This is a genomic window from Levilactobacillus brevis (assembly GCA_021383565.1).
GTDB lineage: Bacteria > Bacillota > Bacilli > Lactobacillales > Lactobacillaceae > Levilactobacillus > Levilactobacillus brevis_B.
In genome coordinates, this window is sequence record CP079699.1 from 1,724,400 (window position 1) to 1,741,842 (window position 17,443).

Here is a 17,443-nt window from a genome sequence, read left to right on the forward strand (position 1 = left end):
CAATTTCCCTCGAAATCAGATGCCACTTGCCATCTGGGTCGGGTATAATGGCTGTAGGGAGGGCGATGACATGCCTAATTTATCAAAAAAAAGAAACGCGGCCGGCAAGCTCATCGAGTACGGCATGGTTCAACACATGGCTGATGACCTCGCGCACCGTCGCCACGCCAATAAAGGCGACCAACAGTCCCCCTTTCAGGGGCAAGGGAAGATTCTACTGGCACTGTCCCAAACGGATGGTCTTTCACAAAAAGAACTGGCCAATCGATTGGATATGACGGCCCAGTCCACGGCGGAGTTCGTGAATAAACTGGTCAAGAAAAACCTAGTCTCTAAGGAAAAATCTACGGTCGACCGACGTAAGACCATCATTCGCCTGACCGATCACGGTCGCCAGACGGCCAGCAAGGAATCCGCCAAAATCCCCGCCTATCTGGACGACTTGACGGATACTGAATTGGACCAGTTGATTGTAATTTTAACCAAGATCAACAACAGCCTGTACGATGAGATCCACACGGAGAATCCGAACTGGTTTGAGAATTTCCAGCGGTCGGTGTCGGACCATTTGCGAGACTGGTTCCTGTAAGGTCTACAGCAGTTCGGTTATTTTAGTTTTAAACACCAAATGACATTTAATCCCCAAGGCCGGTCCTTGAACCAGCCTTGGGGATTTGAGTCCCTATAAGGAGTGGATTTTTCATGCGGCCCTTTGCATTACCTAACGAAACACAACATTTTACCGGGACCATTTCCCACTACGGCAAGACCCCCAGTGGTCAGTTGGCCACCGCCATTGCCAACGTCGAGGACGGGTCGGGGCGTCGCATTACCGATCATGTTTGGCTCCAACACTTTGTTCATCCACGAAAAGGCGGTCAAGAGGAAAAATTCGGCAAAATTGTATCATTCACGGCTAAGCCCATTCTCTACACCCGCCACGGCACGCAGACTCAGGATTACGGTCTCGATCAGATTGGCCGCGTCTTCCGGGCGCTTCCCGTTCCAGACACGTTAAGCCCTAAGTTCCGTAAACGTCTACGTAAGCATCGAAACCGGTACTTTGCCGGCGTCATTCACGATCATCAACTACAATTCATCGGCCAAGACGGAACGGGGCGAATCAGCAAAACGACGGAAAATACCCGTTTCTTCGCAACCATTAGCGAACTCATCAAGCTGACCACGCCCTATCTGGATGACCAAACACCGGTCATTTTTAAAGTGATTGTGTATCAGGATATTTTGTTTATGGGGATTTCGCGGGGGTAGGCGTAGGTGAACAATCTATTATCCTGCCGAGTAATGACTAGAAAAATCATTTCTGGTCCAAAATCTTTGTCGTCAAAAAAAGCTACTAACCTCAAAACTTGAAGTGAACCCCTCGAATTGGAGTAAATCCAACTCGAGGGGTTTTACTATGTTTTCAGCTAAAATAAAACAACAAGTCTTAACTAAATATCTTCAAGGAAAATCGCCACAAAAATTAATGCAAGAGTATGGGATCAAAGGCTCCGCGACCATTTATCAATGGTTAGCCAATTTTAAATTGTTTGGTATTCCGGGCTTGGAGAACCATTCAGAGAAGACTTTTTACGACTATTCCTTTAAAATTAAAGTCATCAAATGGCGACAGACTCATCATGCCTCATATCCAGCTACAGCAAGCCACTTCCGCCTAAAGAACCCAGTTACAATATGGGATTGGGAGCGAAAGCTGATTGAGGGACGTTTGAAGCCATTCAAAGGACGGTCTTTAAAAGTGACAGGCAAATCAAAGGATTCTAAAACACTCAAACAACTTCAAGAAGAGAATGAAATTTTACGCATTCGGGTAGCCTACTTGGAAAAACTCGAAGCCTTAGCACAGAAAAAATCTCAAACCAAGAAAAAGCCCAGCTAATCACTGAGCTAAGGTGTAAATTCAACGTCAAATTAGTTGTGGTATTGAAAGCGGCCAAGATGTCGAGCAGTAGCTATCATGATGCTTGTCATCGTAAGTATCAAAACACCTCTTCAACGTTAGTTGAAGAGGTCAAAAAGATTCGACAAAACAATCCAGACTATGGTTATCGCACTGTAACCTTAGCACTTAGGAATAAAGGCATACTGGTCAATCATAAGGCGGTTTTGAGAATCATGCGCGAAAATAATTTATTGTGCACTGCCTTTAAACGGCAAACAAAGAAGTACAACTCGTATAAAGGTACTGTCGGTAAAATCGCTAGAAACCGTCTAAATCGCAACTTTAAGACCAATCGCCCTTTTCAAAAAATCGTGACTGATGTCACCGAAGTGCGTTGGGGTCATCAGACCGTCAATGAACGTGCATACTTCACTGCCTACATTGATCTTTATAACGGAGAAATTCTTGAGTGGGCAATTAGTCAGCATCCAACAGTTAAATTCGTCACTGATCCCTTAGAACGCCTTACAGTAAGAAGACCCAAAGTGCCTTATCGAATGACTATTCACTCGGATCAAGGATTCCAGTACCAGAACTGTCGATATATCAATATTCTCAAAGAAGCTCGAGTCTTTCAAAGCATGAGCCGCAAGGCCACATGCCTTGATAACGCCGTAGCAGAGAGTATTTTCCACATTCTTAAGGTAGAGACTGTTCATAATCACAGTTATAGCAGTTATCAAGAGCTTGCGGCAGCAATAACCGAATACGTAGATTATTACAATTACCACCGGATAAAAACAAAATTGGCCGGCATGTCCCCGGTAAAATACCGGGAACATGCCAGCCAATTAGTAGCTTAGAAATTCACTCCAATTTATGGGGTTCACTTCAACTAATTGAGATTAGCGGCTTTTTAAACTTAATTATTCGCCAGCGAACACGGCGTTATAAGCCAGTAGCATATTTAAATCATTGAAGGCATACGACTCACTACCTGCATAGTTTGACCCGTACAAGGCATTGCTTTCATCAGTCGGCGTCATCGACTCCAGTACCGTAATCGCTTGATCGTACAGTGTTGTGTCACCGACGGCCGCAGCAATTTGTGCAACGTAACCATAGGTAGACGCCGCCGTGGACTCATCAACTGGACTACCATCCAACTTGTAATTGTTATAGATTGTCTTATCGGCCGTATGGGCTTTGAGCCAATTCAACGAAGTTTGCGGTAACTCGCCAACTTTGGCTAAATTCAACATCGTCAGTAAGCCATCGGTAATGTTGACCTGACTATCCTTGTCATCGCCATCATCACCAACCTGATAGCTCCCCGTGCTATAGTCATAATAGGTATCGAACAGCGGTAATTTATCACTGATATAACCATCCTTAATCAGCTGAAGTTGTTGGTTGTAGGCCGTATTTCCGGCGCTTCCCAACCCTTTCTCATAAATAGCCTTTAACGTGGATAAGTCCAAGTAGTCCAAACGAATCCGCTTTTCTTGGCCCCCTGACTTGCTATAACTATCAATCATTTGGTAGTAAGCATTCAGGTCGTGTTTCGTGAAGCCATCAATCAATTTATTAATCCACAGCGTTCGGTCGTTGTCAGGATGTTTAGCATTCATGACCAACAGGGCCTGAATAATCCGCAAGTCATCGATCGAGGCATTGCTTGTGGCTGACGAATCATGATCGGCCCCCGTAACACGCCAGTTAAAGGTTTGGGTATCGGCATCGTAGAAGCGCTTAACCGTGGCGTTAAAGCTAGCGTTGAAGTTGGTCTCGTCACCTGATTCAGCCAAAGCCAGCAACCACAAACCATTGGTCTCCGAGAGTTCCTCATAGGCATTGTTGCCGGCCCCCTGCGCCGCTTGATAACTAGAATAGAGCACGCCAGAACTATCCGCCAACTTATTTCCGATAAAGTTGGTCATGTTGGTCTGTAGCTTGGTCCGCACGGCCTCTTCCTCAACCGGTAACGCTGTTGCAGCAATGGTTGGGGCCATCTGACTTAGCGTGGTAGCGGTAATTTGACTGACATCACTAGCCTGACTCGTTGTAGACGGATCGTCGGCCGGCGCGCTGGCTAAGGTGTAGGTAATATTGCCGGTATATTTACCGGTATGAGCAGTTTCAGGAATATCTGTTTTCAAATTCCCCTTAGTTGGATCACTACTATCCCCGACAACCGTGGTGTCATCGCTAGACGTCGGCTGATAATCATAAATGTTCTGCGCCGTGCCGGTTAATAACACACTGTGCTGACCGGTATCGTAATACAACGGCAACGCATATCCAGCCGAGGAGGTCAGGCCATCCGTTTGAGCGGTCAACTGGTAAGAATCCCCAGCCGCATTCATCGAATGAACGGCCAAGCTAAAGGCTTGGGCGGTGCTGACCATCCCCGATCCGACTGTGTGTTTACCAAAATAAATGTTGTCACTATTGGTCTCGATTTCATAGGATTTTGGCAGGGACAGGGTCACCGGGATGGCGATCGTTGCTAAATAATTCATGTCATTGTCAGAACTAGAATTAAACACCGCTTGTTTCCCAGCTTGGTCAACTACATTAACACTAAGCGTTCCATTCGTTACTGTTGTATTCGTCGTATCAATCGTCAACAACGGATGGGCCGAATCGCTCTTATTCAGCGTAACGCCGGTCTCACCACTGGGCATACTGTAACCAAGATACTGATAACCAGTTTGTCCCTGTTCACCGCCATAATACTTGCTTAAGTCTAGCGTCATGGTTTTACCATCACTTGATGTTTGCCAATCCGGATGGTCAATCGACCAAGTCTGGTAGCCACCATTAGCATTGGGAAGCGCACTTCCACTGGTAATATGATTCACACCATACGATAGCGTGGTTAGCTGCGTATCCTTCGTCAGATCCGGCAGGGCGCCAGTCAGCTGATTACTCTGTACATCTAACCAGTTCAAATTCGTTGCCTCACTAAGCGTACCTGGCAGAGCACCACTCAACTGATTATTATTGGCTTCAAAGTGGGTCAACTTAGAGGTAAACCAAGCAGACGGTAGACCCCCGTCAAAACCGTCTTGATCGAGATAAACCTCAGTCAAGTTGGATAACTGGGAGATCTTGTCCAGATTTCCTTCTAACTGATTAGAGCTAAGCGCCAAAATGGATAAATTCGCTAACTTAGCCCAATCAGTCGGAATTTTTCCAATCAATAGATTTGACGTTAATTGGAGTTGGGTTAACTTAGGCCAATTCGTCACTGGAAACTGACTCAGCTCCCCTGTAAGCGAATTGTTGGAAAGATCCAGAACAGATAATGCGGGATCATCCGCATAAACACTAGTCGCCGGGTCAGTTAGGCCATCATCCTGAGCAATAATACTCGTTAGACTGGTCTCACCAGCTGACCGATTTAATCCCCAACCCTCTAAAGAAATTGTCCCATTGGTGGCAGCATCCCCCAGCTTTGAATGATCAATTTCAACTTTTTCTAAACTAGTCAATTTAGACAGTACTTGACTATTCGTGGTCTTCCCTACACCACCATCACCGTACAAGTTACTATTCGTAATCTTGAGACTATCCAAATTGCTGGCAAATTGCATCCCAGTTAAATTACTAACACCCGTTAAATTATCTGCGTCTTTTAGCTTAGCCAGATTGGCCTTCGTCAAACTGCCGAGGCCTTCCGCGTCTAAATCGGCTTGAATCTCACTCCGCAAGCTAGCGTCCGGCATCCAGGCTGTTACAGACTCCGCCAACGTTAGCGTCAAATCAACAATTTTACCCCCCGCAGAAATCGTGATATCTGACTTTAAATTTCCGTTACGCAACTTTTCAAGACCACTGTTGGTCAATGTGAAATTAATTTTATTCTCCGCGAGATCTGGCGAAAACGTAATATCATCGGCGGTCAAATCTCCAGACTTAATGGTTAAATCAGCACTAGTCGCGTCGCCAAAGCCAAACGTTGCGGTATTAATGGTTCCCGTAGAACTCGTTTGATCGTCTATTTGAACAGTTTGCGATGTATCGGCTGGCACCGCTGACATAGGAATAACGGCATCCAATGTATTACCTTCATCGTAAAACTCCGCTGTTTCTTCACCATCAGTCACACTATCTTTTATGGCAAAACTTGGAATCTTAATCTCATGGCCACCGCAAACATTGAGGTCAACGACAAACCGACGATTGGCCAAATCAAGCGTCACACCACTAGGTAAGGTGGGGTAACTCGTCACATTACCATACGTATAATTTCCATCCGTGGTCATAATCCCCTTGTACCAATTCGACAGCGGAATATACGCTTTCATTGAAGACAAGTCGCTATCATAAGTCATATTAACGCCTGGTTTTAACGTCGTAATCTGAATACCCGAAGTTTTATCGGCCGGTTCAGGATTATTAGCGTGATTGATTATCCCCATGTTGCCACCATTTACTAGCGTATACGGAACTGTTGCGGGCAATTTAGCTAGGCCCTTCAGATCAGCATCTGCAGAAGTGGCATCTATAGATCCCAAATCACTATATTGATTGACGTTATCAAAAATTGACCAGTCCCCCGGTGACTTTTTAATAGTTGACCCACTAAAATTAACTTGCGCTAACCCAGTCGCATTCTGTAATCCCGTCAAATCAGTGATCCCGTCAACGTGCGTCGTGCTACCAGCCCCGGTATTGAGATACCTAATATCTGCCAACATCGCTGGTTCCACCTCTGATAGGGTCAGATTACTTCTGGAGCCAGTATTAATTGAACAGCCAGAATCTTTCAGAGCTGCCAATACAACTTGCTGTAACGTCTTATCCGGCATCCAATCATCAATCGACTCAGCCGCTGTCACGCTGGACGTGTCGCTCTGACTAGTGGCCGCCTCAGCCACGGCGCTTCCCGACTGTAAAAATAACGCCAACGAGAGAATCAGGACCAGTAGGCCATCGACGAGCCGAATCATTGTTGATTTATTTGACACAAGGCATCCCTCGCTCCCCAAGAATCTCCAGCGAACCTACTTATTACCCAGATGTTTTCTGAGCCACTTGACCAGTTCGTAGAGCAAAACCAACACGGCTAACCCGGTGATGATGTACATTAAGTAATCTTTCCAAGTCTTCCGTGGGCCAAAGTTGGCCGCATGCTTCTTAACGTTATTCGCCTGAGCATTCGTGACGGTGAACGACCGGTGAATATTCCAAGAGTAACCACCCTTAGCCGTCAAAGTCCCAGCTAACGTGTAATGACCCGCTGCTAGCTGCTTATTTTTCAAATCCAGATTGAGCTTAAATCGACTCTGCGGTGCAAAGGTCATCTGGTCTTTGGTAAAGTGCATGATCTTCTTTTGCTGGGCATCGTACAGGTTCAGCTGTAGCTTTCCCTTGGCCACCAGACCAGGCGTCTGATTGGCCATCCCCAAGGTCACCGTGGGCCGCGCTTGGGCAAGTTGGTAGCCCGCCCGATAAATCTTCACTTGTGGCGCCGACTGATTAGCTTCCAGGGCGTTGTAGAATTCCAAGCCAATGACGTATTGTACCTTGGCCACAACCCCAGTGGCCTTCTTCGAGCCGGTGCGTTTACCCGCATTATGCTCGGCAATCGTAAAGCCCCCCAACATCAGGCCCTTGAACGGCTTAGCCGGTGCAGTAAATTTATATGGCACCTTAACCGTATGCTTCCCCAGTACCTTGACCGAACGCGTCCGCGCTGGCGCAATTAACTGACTAATCTGAGCAGGTAACTTAGCGTTGGTGTTATTGATGCCGTAATCCAAGATACCATTGGCATTCGTCGACGCGATCCGTGGCGTAATGTCAAAGGTGTTGGTTTTACTGGAATTGTTGGTGACTTTTAAAATGAGCGTCCGTTTTTGAGCCGGCTTCACCTTAAATTGAAAGTAGTCGGCTTGCTTCGCGTTGTCCGCCGGCAATTCTGGTGCGACTGTAAAGCTAGCGGTTGCCTGACTACCAGCAGCCCGTACCGTTGCGGGGCTTTCCCAGCCAATACCGACTAACAAAGTCAGCAGGGCCAACGCTAGGGAGCTAAACCAATTCTTCTGCAGTTTCATGAACTATTTCTCTCCTCCATAGATGTAGGAACAAACTTAAAACACACTTCTCCAGTCGAATGACTAAGGAAGTGTGTTTTAGATCAATTTACGCGGTCATCAGCCATTATTTTTTTCAATGCGTGTGTGGTAAAACGCTTTAATCGCCAGCGCCACCAAAATTAACAGGCCCAAGACCACGGCAAACCCAATGGTCGCCTCGCCAGTCTGGGGTAACCGGCCTACGGACCATGCCGCGGCAGGTCGATTGGGTTGCGTCCGCACCAGCTTGGTTGTACGAACCGTCCGCGTCTTTGACGCTGCCTGATCCGCTCGAGTCGGCACGACCGTTGCTCGCCGATCACTCGCCGGCGAACCGGTTGAAACGCTGTTAAATGCCGGCGATCGGGGGACCTTATTCCCTGAGACTAAGAGTGCCTGATTCGGAATTTGTGGCAGGGACTGGCTATTCGACTGCTTAACGATCGTGACACTCGCTGATTTTTGCACCGACATGGCTGGGCCCCCTAAGACTAACTGACGAATTGACTAGGCAGTGGGATTGTCAGCCGGACCAGAAGTCAGTGTGTAAGTTAAGTCCGCAACGTAATGGCCAGCGTATTCCGGTGATGGTAAGTCTAACGTGGCACCAGCAAAATCAGTTGATGAATGGCCTAGACCCTTACCAGCGGCAGCACTGAATACTACAGAAGCAGCGGATGCACCAGCAGTCAAGTCAGTCGTAGATGCTGTAGCGGCAGCATCCTTATCGTCACTAGCGGTACTAGTTGGATTCATATGTAAAATAGCACCACTCAATGAATGGCTAGCAGTATCGGAAAAGTTCCCCAACTTAGCCGTAACATGCCAACCGGCACCAGACCCGGTGTTGTCGTCAACTGCCAGTTCGGACCCGGCATAGTTGTCCGTCTTATCATTTTCGTTAGCAAAGGTCGCAGATTTCAACCCGTTTTGCGCGGCTGTAGAAGCTTTAGCGCCAGTGAATTGAAAAGATGGTGCTTCCACATCATCGGCATTTTTAGTAAATGTTAAATTTCCCCCGGTGACTTCCACACTCGCAGATTTTTCTGCACTAGTTACCGCCGACGATGAAGTTGCATCCGTTGAACCATCTGCCGCATTCGCCACGACGGGAAGTGTCAGCGGAGCAACCATGCCTAATACAATTGCAGAAGTCAATAATCCTGATTTAATTTTCATTGTCCATCACTTGAAAGCAATTTTGGCCGCCTAGTTGCCTCCAGCTCCCTTCTCCAAAATAAGTCATTCACGCACGACCAGTTACCACTTAGATAACTATTGTTCACCATCGAATTTTATCAATGTTAAATTATTGAACAAACGATTGATTAACCAATCTACATGTTTAGTATAGCACAATTGGTGTTTTTCACTCGTTGCCTTTACGGCCAATTAGCGCAATGTGTGGCACTGCTACAAACCGCGGCATGTCGGGACTTGCGGGGGACTTTTATAATAAAATTAATCGTTTTAAGGGCTACCTGAATACGATCAACAAGCGATAAATTTCACTCGTCAAATTATTAGCTAGCCTTTTCGCTAAAAATAATACCCCCTTTTCGGATAGTCACTTATCAAATCAGATAGTACTCAAAATAAGGCTAGACGCCATCACGGGCCTAGCCTTATTTCTGTCGCTTCACTATCCTATAAGTATGACCCTTTGATCGCCTAAAATAGCGTCAACGCTACTCTTTCTTCCGCTTCCAGCCTAACCAGCCGCCAATCGTCAGCAACCCAAGTAACGCCGCGCCCCACCAGCTTGAGACGGTCCATTCATCCGTTTGTGGCAGCGTTTCCATTTTAGGTGATTTCTCTGATTTAGCTACCGTGGACCGCCGACCATTTAATACCGTCATCCCCGGTTGCGGACGGGCTTGCGTGGTACTCGAGCCTACCTGCACGCCATCCGGCTGGCCGCTTGAATCTGGCTTAGTCGGCTTTTCGATTGGCGCTGGATCCGGCTTATCCGGCGTGATCTGATCACCATCACCATCGCTGGTCACCTCTTCATAGAGATAGGTAACCACTTGATCCGCTGTGCTAAAGGTCCCCTGCGCATTAGCCGGCGTCGTAACCAACTGATAGCCGGTCACTGTCACCGGAGACGTTGCGTAGGCTTCACCTGGCTTTCCTGTCAATACAACATCCGGTGCCACTGGCGTTCCATCCGCCGTCTGGTAGTGCACCGTCACTCTGGTTTCACTCGTTGTCGGCGGTACCACAACGCTCGTCTTCGCGTAGAAGTAGGTCACTTGTTGCGCCTGATCCGTGAAGGTCCCCGTGGCTGGTCCCTGAACTTTCTGTAACGTATAGCCCGTCACCGTCTTGGCTTGGGTGGTGTATGACTCACCGTACTTTCCTGTCAAAACTTGCGGTTCAGCCACCGCCGCACCGGTTGCTTCATCTACATAGGTCACCGTCACCGGGGCACTCTCGTTTTGATCATAAACGTAAGTCACGGCAATCGCCGTCGTCCCAAACGTCCCGGTAGCATTTGCTGGTAGCTTGCTCTGGTCTAGCGTATAACCCGCGATAGTCTTGGGCGTGGTGGTGTAGGTCTGACCAACCGCCCCGTCACTCAGGACGGTAGCCGGCGCAATCGAGGCGCCTTGCTGATTGGTATAATGAACCGTTACTGGCGCGGCTACCTGCGCATCGGTAATGTAAGGCGCGTAGTAGGTCAACACACGGCGCCCGTCCCCATCATAATAGCAAGCGACCAAGTAATACGTATACGGCAACTGCTGAATACCAATCCCGGAGCCGGCCGCCGAACTGGTCGTTGGTCCAGGGGTTACCTGCGATTTAACCACTTTAAATTCCACCTGGGTATCACCAATCGCCGTACCGTTAGCGCCCCGGCGATAGACATTAATCACACTGGGATTCAGAGTGTGCCAACTCCAGTAGTCAAAATAAATGGTCGACCCAGTTGGTTCCCCGTAATGTCCGAGTACCGCATTGTAATTTTGCGGTAATTTCAAACCCAAGTTAGACATCAGCACCGTGTCCTGCCCCGGCTTCAAATAAACCGGTGCGCGCCAAATCTCCTGGCCGCCAATGTTGAGACCGCCCTGATCAAACTGTGCGGCGTCTAGCATGGAGAAATCTCTAATTGAATTGTGAATAGCCGAGATATAGGTTAGTTTCTTCATGTTGGCCAACGCACTAATATCACTGACTCGATTGTTAGAGAACTGCAGGGAGGTCAGTTTCGTTAAATTCTTGATGGGTGACAAGTCGGTAATATCGCCGTGCCAGTAGCCGGGTACTCGACCATTATCTGTGCTGTCTAAGACGTTCAGTAAGTCTAAACTTTCCAAATTGGTCGCATATTGCAGGCCCTCGATAGAATACGAGGTCTTCCCGTCAATATAGGTCGAAGATTTTACTTGAATAGAAAAACTCTTTAGCAATAGCATGTCGCTCTTGGTAATGTCGTCAACCGAATTCCACGTCTTATCCGAATAGCCGGGATCGACGAGATTATTATTCCAATGGTTGCCATTGCCTTGGAGATTCCGAAGCAACACTGCCTGTAGTCGCTTGTTGGGCATCCACTCATCGATTGGCGCATCGTCATAAATAAGTTGATCGTCGGTCGGCGCTATCGGAAGAGTCGCCACGACCGGACTGACTGCCGTGCGGACACGGGCGGTACGCGTCTGTCTGGTTGGCGATACAGGTGGCGTGACGCGCTGATACTTATGGACCTGCGCCGGCGTGACTGGCTTCTGCACCGTGGCTGGTGTTGGCCGATCCGCCAGTTGCTTTACGGGTTTGGTTGGCTGCTGTGGTATTGAATCTGTCGGTGCTGGATTAGACCCGTCCGCAGTCGTAGAGGTTGTTGTCGGCGTTTCTTGGGCTGGTACTGTCTCGTCAGCTGGCTTATTCGCAGGTGCTGCCGCATGGCCCCTAACGGTTGTCGACGGTAAAGTTACCGTCTGGGTCGCTGAACGACTAGCTTGAACGGCACTCTCTGTATCCGCACGTGCCCCATCATTTGGTGGTAATTGGTCGGCCTGGGCCTTTCCAGAAACCATCAGTAACGAGACGGTTGCAATGCTAGCAATTATCCATTTTTTATTCGACTTATACAGCTTGAATCGAACGTTTTCTTCAGTCATACGTCATGGACCTCCCCAAAACGGTTTCTACACTTCACTACGTCCACATCATACCACGTATTACGGATTTTGTAACAATATTAATCCAATGATTGGATTAGATTTTCATATTTTTTTATTTGGAAGATTATTTCCGCCGCTTATTACCGAAAAATGTCATTTGCAAAAGTGGCTATGCATTAGTTCTCAGCCCGGTTTTGTCCAGTCCTACTGGCCGATTTGTTTGCTAATGGGCCGCTCCCCTCACTGGTATAATATAAGCATTTCTAATAGCATATTCTATGAACTTAATTGAGAGCTGGTAACCGATTAGCCAGTAACTTTCCGCCCCAAGTTACCAGCGACACTACGGCCAATCGCACCGAAAAATATTATACACACCATTAATATGGTCTAAAAAGTTCCCGGCCAGTTGTTTTTCTAATCTCAGCTAGTATATAATTCAAGTAAGCCTTGAACTTTCAATTTAAGGGAGGATAAACATGTCCGAATACTTTCTGATTAACCAACAGAATTACTTTGCAGCCGGTTTTATCGTCAATAACGGCTCGCCATATGTCGACACCGCTGCTGGTCTCGACGTCGCGGCCGCCGTGAAAACCGATACGCCAATGAACGCCAAGACTGCGCTTTACCAGCAAGTCTTGACACACCCCGCGGCTGGTAGTGAACGCCCAGCATTAACCGAACAAGAGCAAGTCCAATTAACTCGGAAGCTCGATGAAAGCTTTAAAATTATCAGTACCGATAACCTGGAAAGTTGCTAAAAAAATGAATTGGAGACGATGATTATGGCTGAAGAAAGCAAGAAAAACAAGACTACCGAAGACAATCCATTTTGCCACGCCGGAATGACCTGCGCTCCCGGCTGTGGTTGTGCCAGCGCCGATGGTATTTGCCACTGCCCGATGATTTCCGATCGTAAGTGTGCTTGCGATGGTTTCTGTGGCGTACCGAAACATTAATGAATGCAGTCGAAGATACGGTCGATCTCGCCAATCCAGAGTTTGACCGTATTTTTATTGGCTAGTCTTCCATCCCGGATGTTTGCAACCCAATTAACGAGACCATTCCTATCAGTACGCCAATCGCACAGCTAACCACAGAAGAATTAGTAGCTGTTCAGCAAGCGCTGCTGAATCTTTTTAAACGACCATAGGTGCTCTAAAAAATGCTAGTCCCTTGGATTGGGGCTAGCATTTTTTACTTCTATTCAGTTACCCGATTAGCGGTAATCAACCGGTAGTTAAACGAATTAATCACTAACTGCGCGCGTCGCGTTGAGTTAGTCACATAGTAATTCTTCCCCAACTTCTCAACGTCAGTAGCGCCATCACCCAATACCGCAATGACCAGCGATCCTACCTCTGCCTTTGTCAGATTAACCGCCAGCTTTTTCTTCACTCGCCCATACACCAACTCGGTATAGCAGACCTGCGCCTTAATCTGGTCTAAGAGTTCCCGCCTAGCTTGCGTCCGCGTCTTCCTGCACAAATGTATGCTTGTCATCCAACACATACTGGAAGGCCACGGAATTCAACATCAGACTTGCCCGGAACAACGCCTTGATACCTTGTTCATTGCTCATGACCACGAAAAATTCCCGATCAGTGCCGCTGACGCGTTGGAAGGATTCGTATTCTCCCTTGAAGCCTTCCTTACGAAACAGCGCGATAATCTTCATCATTTCAATCTGTGATACTTCTTTGTCTGCCAATTCAATCTCTTTTCTCTTATCTAAATTTTCAGTCGCTAGCGGCCCCTCTAGTGACCGCTAGTGACAAAACGTGCGGCTAACGAGCAGCCAGCTGTGCTTAACCCCAGTGGTCGAATCAGCCATTCTGGCTAATCCCGCCCACTGCCGTTAATGCTCACTGCCTAACCGCTCTTCGCCACACTCTCAATTTTTTCCCACGAAAAAGCCGCCCCCACAAATGAGGCGGCTTCGAGTCAGTTGGGAATTACTTGCCCAACTTCGTCTTGTTAGTCATGTTTAACTTGTCATCGAAGTCGTAGACAACGGGTTCACCGGTTGCCATTTCAAGGTTCATGATGTCATCATCACTGATCCGTTCGATGTACTTGGAAAGGGCACGCAGTGAGTTACCGTGGGCGGCGATGATCACGTTCTTGCCGTCAAGCAGCTTTGGTGCGATTTGGTCTTCCCAGAATGGCATAACGCGTTCCAGGGTAACCTTCAAGTTTTCACCACCAGGCACGATGTTCGGGTCCAAGTTAGCGTAACGAGGGTCCTTCACAGCTGAACCTTCAGCGTCTGCATCCAAGAGTGGAGGCAAAACATCGTAAGAACGACGCCAGATGTGGACTTGGTCATCGCCGTACTTTTCAGCGGTTTCCTTCTTGTTCAAACCTTGTAAAGCACCGTAGTGACGTTCGTTCAAACGCCAAGTCTTGGTTTCTGGGATCCAAAGTTGATCGGATTCTTCCAAGACGTAGTGTAACGTCTTGATTGCCCGCTTCAGAACTGACGTGTAAGCGTAGTCGAACTTCATGCCAGATTCCTTGATCTTTTGACCAGCTGACTTAGCTTCTTCGACACCCTTTTCGCTTAAGTCAACGTCAACCCAACCAGTGAACTTGTTAGCTAAGTTCCATTCACTTTGGCCGTGGCGAATCAATACTAATTTTGCCATCACTTATAACCTCTTTCTTTGGTAGAATACCTAGTTATTTTACACCATCTAGCGGTTAATTTCAGCTTTATTGTGCGCTTCTTTTCGTGACACCGCTTACTTACCGCGTTTTATAAAAAATGGCTAACCGCTGTCCCCAGCAATCGGCCATTTCCCCCCTTATTCTTTAGGGTCGTCAGAATCATTATCCTTACCATGATGGTGCCGGTATTCGCGAATCTTCTGCACGTCAACCTGTGGCCGCGGATGGAGCCCGTGAACCGGCCGCACGCCCAAAATATCCAGGAAGAACGTGAAGATTGGCACCCCAACGATCAGGCCCCAGACACCAAAGAGCTGTTCGCCCGCCAGCAGGACCACGAACGTATAGAAGATTGGCAGTTCCGTTCGGCTCGACATGAACTTCGGATTCAAGACGTAGGCTTCCAGCGCATGAACCACCACAATCATCACCAGAATGTAGACGATGTAGCGCACACCCCCGACGGAATACCCCAGGAAGGCCAGTGGAATCACCGACACGATGACCCCGGCCACCGGAATTAGGCTTAGAATAAAGATCATAATCGCCAGCGTCGGCAGCTGGGGCATCCGCATGATGGCCAGCACCACGGTCGTAATCACCGTATTACACAGGGCAATGAAGAATTGCGCTTCCAGAACTACCCCGAACGTATTGACGAATTTAGTCGCGAAAAAGTTAATATCTTGGAAAATCCACCCGTACGTGCTGGTCAAGAAATGCTTCGAAAAAGCGGACATCTGCTTATTCTCAATCGTAAAGAAGTAACTCAGAATCAGCGACATAAACAGCGTGACCCCGAACGTCCCCACCGTTGAGACGTAGGTAAAGACAACCTTCGCCCCGTTCTGAAGCTGGTTAACGATGTCCGACCCCTTGATATAATCCGAAATCCACCGAACAATTTCATTATTATCCGACTGCGGACTCTGGTAGAACTTAATCAGTGTCTGGACACCCTTCACCGTAGACGTGATCAGCGTCGGCAGGTACGTGGTGATCGCCCAATACATGCCACCAATCAGGACAATATACGCCACCGACACGATCAACGCCGGTGGTAGTTTGACCACCTTACGCACGGCCTTAACCAATTGTAGGATTAAGAATGTAAAAATAAACGTGAGTAAAATCATATTCATCTCGGCCCGAATCAGCCAGAGGATGAAGATTAGGACGACCAATACCACGAAACGGCGTAGTCGAACGTTAGCAATAAACCGTTCCCATAAACTCAATTGTAAATCCCCCATTCTCTTCTCAAATTTTATTATACCGCATTGCGCGAGATTCTCTACTGGATTCTTCACGGGTCATCACCGGTTCGCTCACTGGCTGATAGAACCGTCTCTTCCCAGCAAAAAAACCGCGACGAACGGTGGCTTGCCAGCCTCCACTCATCGCGGCTCCTAAACAATTTCTCTTTATGATTCGACGCCCTCTAAGACTGCCGACCGCTGATTGCTAAAAGTCAGTTGCAGGTCATCCAAGCCCAACGCCTTGTGGATGATGGCCGAAGCCCCACCCTTCAAGGACGCTTCCTTGGCGTTCTTGGTTAACAGCAACGGTGCCTTGCGGACAATCGCCAAATCATCCACGTACTTTCTGACACAGTCCATCATCTCTGGTAGCAGCTCCAGGATCGGGGCATTGACGATGATGGCGTCCGGTGCAAAGGTATTCGACAAATTACCGAGAACCTTTGCGAGATAGAAGGAGAACTCATCGAGGATCGCCAACAATTCTGGCCGGTGACCCAAGTAGTCCCGCCGAATCCGGTTAACGTCTACGTGATCTAGCTTCTGATAAGCCATGATCCGCTGAAGAACGGTGCCTTCAGCGACGTATTGGTTCACCGTCCGCACATCCTTTTCCTGATAACGGTCGGCCAACGGACAGGTTCCAATATTGCCGGCCTCACCGTTGTGGCCGCGGTACAAGTGGCCTTCCGTCACAATTCCGGCCGAGACTTGATCGCGAATCGTCACCGAAATCAAGTTCCTATAGATGCCTTCGCCAGCGAAGTCCCGCTCGTAAATCGCGGATTCGTTGGCCAAGTTTTCCAGAATAACTGGTACTTGGAACTTGTCACTGAAGTACTTCGCCAAATCAAAGTTCTTGAAGCCCTTCAATGAGGCCCCTAAGATTTGGTTTTCATAGATGATGCCGTCTAAGCCAAACGAAATACCCAATAGGCGGCTGTCATTTTCGGCCACGGTCGCCGCAATCTTCTCGTCAATCATGTCGAGCACCGTGGTTAAATCAACGTCTCGCGTCGAAACGCTGGCGTAGTTCTCGGACCGACCGTCCAAGCGACTGGTAATCATCGAGAACCGTTGCCGTAAGATGTTGATGCTGATGACATAGCCATACCCCACGTTTAGCAATGCCATGACTGGCTTCCGGCCACCGTTACGCGTGCTGACACCGTGACCAACCTCACGGATCAAGCCTTCGTGCAGTAACTGGCTATAGATATCAGAAACCGTCACTTTATTTAAACTAAGATTTCGGGAAATTTGACTACGCGAAATTGGACCTGCGTTAACAATCTGCTGAAGAACTTGCTTCTCATTCGTCGTACGCATGATGTGTTTGTTGATAATCATAATTTTCTGTAACGCGCCCGTCTACCTGGCCTCGTG

Annotated in this window: 16 protein-coding genes; 6 read left to right on the top strand and 10 right to left on the bottom strand. The window is 48.0% G+C overall.

Features of this window, described 5'->3' with window-relative positions; genetic code table 11:
• Positions 1–70: 70 nt before the first annotated feature.
• The 4 genes from KB236_08135 (at position 71) to KB236_08150 (ending at position 2,769) form a co-directional block, all read left to right on the top strand.
• The gene (locus KB236_08135; GenBank protein UIF28513.1) at positions 71–589 is read left to right on the top strand and encodes a MarR family transcriptional regulator; all 519 of its coding nucleotides are present in this window, start codon (positions 71–73) and stop codon (positions 587–589) included.
• Between the two features lie 113 nt (positions 590–702).
• Positions 703–1,272 carry a hypothetical protein gene (locus KB236_08140; GenBank protein UIF28514.1) on the top strand — a complete coding sequence of 190 codons (570 nt, stop codon included), beginning with the start codon at positions 703–705 and terminating at the stop codon, positions 1,270–1,272.
• 148 nt (positions 1,273–1,420) lie between these two features.
• Positions 1,421–1,903: a helix-turn-helix domain-containing protein gene (locus tag KB236_08145; protein UIF28515.1), complete on the top strand. Its 483-nt coding sequence runs from the start codon at positions 1,421–1,423 to the stop codon at positions 1,901–1,903.
• Positions 1,876–2,769 carry an IS3 family transposase gene (locus KB236_08150; protein ID UIF30327.1) on the top strand — a complete coding sequence of 298 codons (894 nt, stop codon included), beginning with the start codon at positions 1,876–1,878 and terminating at the stop codon, positions 2,767–2,769. Before KB236_08145 ends, KB236_08150 begins: the two co-directional genes overlap by 28 nt.
• 63 nt (positions 2,770–2,832) lie before the next feature.
• On the opposite strand, the gene KB236_08155 is transcribed toward KB236_08150, so the two are convergent.
• The 5 genes from KB236_08155 to KB236_08175 all read right to left on the bottom strand — a co-directional run bounded on the left by KB236_08155 (position 2,833) and on the right by KB236_08175 (position 12,122).
• Entirely contained in the window at positions 2,833–6,882 is a 4,050-nt protein-coding gene (locus KB236_08155; protein UIF28516.1) for a hypothetical protein, read from the bottom strand.
• A 36-nt stretch (positions 6,883–6,918) separates the two neighbouring features.
• Entirely contained in the window at positions 6,919–7,971 is a 1,053-nt protein-coding gene (locus KB236_08160; protein UIF28517.1) for a DUF916 and DUF3324 domain-containing protein, read from the bottom strand.
• 99 nt (positions 7,972–8,070) lie between these two features.
• Positions 8,071–8,466, bottom strand: coding sequence for an LPXTG cell wall anchor domain-containing protein (locus KB236_08165; GenBank protein ID UIF28518.1), 396 nt, complete (start codon positions 8,464–8,466; stop codon positions 8,071–8,073).
• A gap of 33 nt (positions 8,467–8,499) precedes the next feature.
• Positions 8,500–9,171: a WxL domain-containing protein gene (locus tag KB236_08170; GenBank protein ID UIF28519.1), complete on the bottom strand. Its 672-nt coding sequence runs from the start codon at positions 9,169–9,171 to the stop codon at positions 8,500–8,502.
• Positions 9,172–9,680: 509 nt separating this feature from the next.
• On the bottom strand, positions 9,681–12,122 hold the full coding sequence (locus tag KB236_08175) for a MucBP domain-containing protein (protein UIF28520.1): 2,442 nt from the start codon (positions 12,120–12,122) through the stop codon (positions 9,681–9,683).
• A 482-nt stretch (positions 12,123–12,604) separates the two neighbouring features.
• Between KB236_08175 and KB236_08180 the strand changes: the two genes are divergently transcribed.
• Both KB236_08180 and KB236_08185 read left to right on the top strand, forming a co-directional pair.
• A complete protein-coding gene (locus KB236_08180) occupies positions 12,605–12,889 on the top strand; it encodes a hypothetical protein (GenBank protein ID UIF28521.1) in 285 nt (94 codons plus the stop codon).
• A 24-nt stretch (positions 12,890–12,913) separates the two neighbouring features.
• Entirely contained in the window at positions 12,914–13,087 is a 174-nt protein-coding gene (locus KB236_08185; GenBank protein UIF30374.1) for a hypothetical protein, read from the top strand.
• 244 nt (positions 13,088–13,331) lie between these two features.
• On the opposite strand, the gene KB236_08190 is transcribed toward KB236_08185, so the two are convergent.
• The 5 genes from KB236_08190 to KB236_08210 all read right to left on the bottom strand — a co-directional run bounded on the left by KB236_08190 (position 13,332) and on the right by KB236_08210 (position 17,407).
• Positions 13,332–13,631, bottom strand: coding sequence for a DUF3781 domain-containing protein (locus KB236_08190; GenBank protein ID UIF28522.1), 300 nt, complete (start codon positions 13,629–13,631; stop codon positions 13,332–13,334).
• Positions 13,588–13,839: a hypothetical protein gene (locus KB236_08195; GenBank protein ID UIF28523.1), complete on the bottom strand. Its 252-nt coding sequence runs from the start codon at positions 13,837–13,839 to the stop codon at positions 13,588–13,590. Before KB236_08195 ends, KB236_08190 begins: the two co-directional genes overlap by 44 nt.
• A 244-nt stretch (positions 13,840–14,083) precedes the next feature.
• Positions 14,084–14,776, bottom strand: a complete 693-nt coding sequence (locus tag KB236_08200; GenBank protein ID UIF28524.1) for a 2,3-diphosphoglycerate-dependent phosphoglycerate mutase — start codon at positions 14,774–14,776, stop codon at positions 14,084–14,086.
• Between the two features lie 159 nt (positions 14,777–14,935).
• Positions 14,936–16,036 (bottom strand): AI-2E family transporter, encoded by a 1,101-nt coding sequence (locus KB236_08205; protein UIF28525.1) that lies wholly within the window; start codon positions 16,034–16,036, stop codon positions 14,936–14,938.
• A 186-nt stretch (positions 16,037–16,222) separates the two neighbouring features.
• The gene (locus KB236_08210; GenBank protein UIF28526.1) at positions 16,223–17,407 is read right to left on the bottom strand and encodes an ROK family protein; all 1,185 of its coding nucleotides are present in this window, start codon (positions 17,405–17,407) and stop codon (positions 16,223–16,225) included.
• Positions 17,408–17,443: the final 36 nt, after the last annotated feature.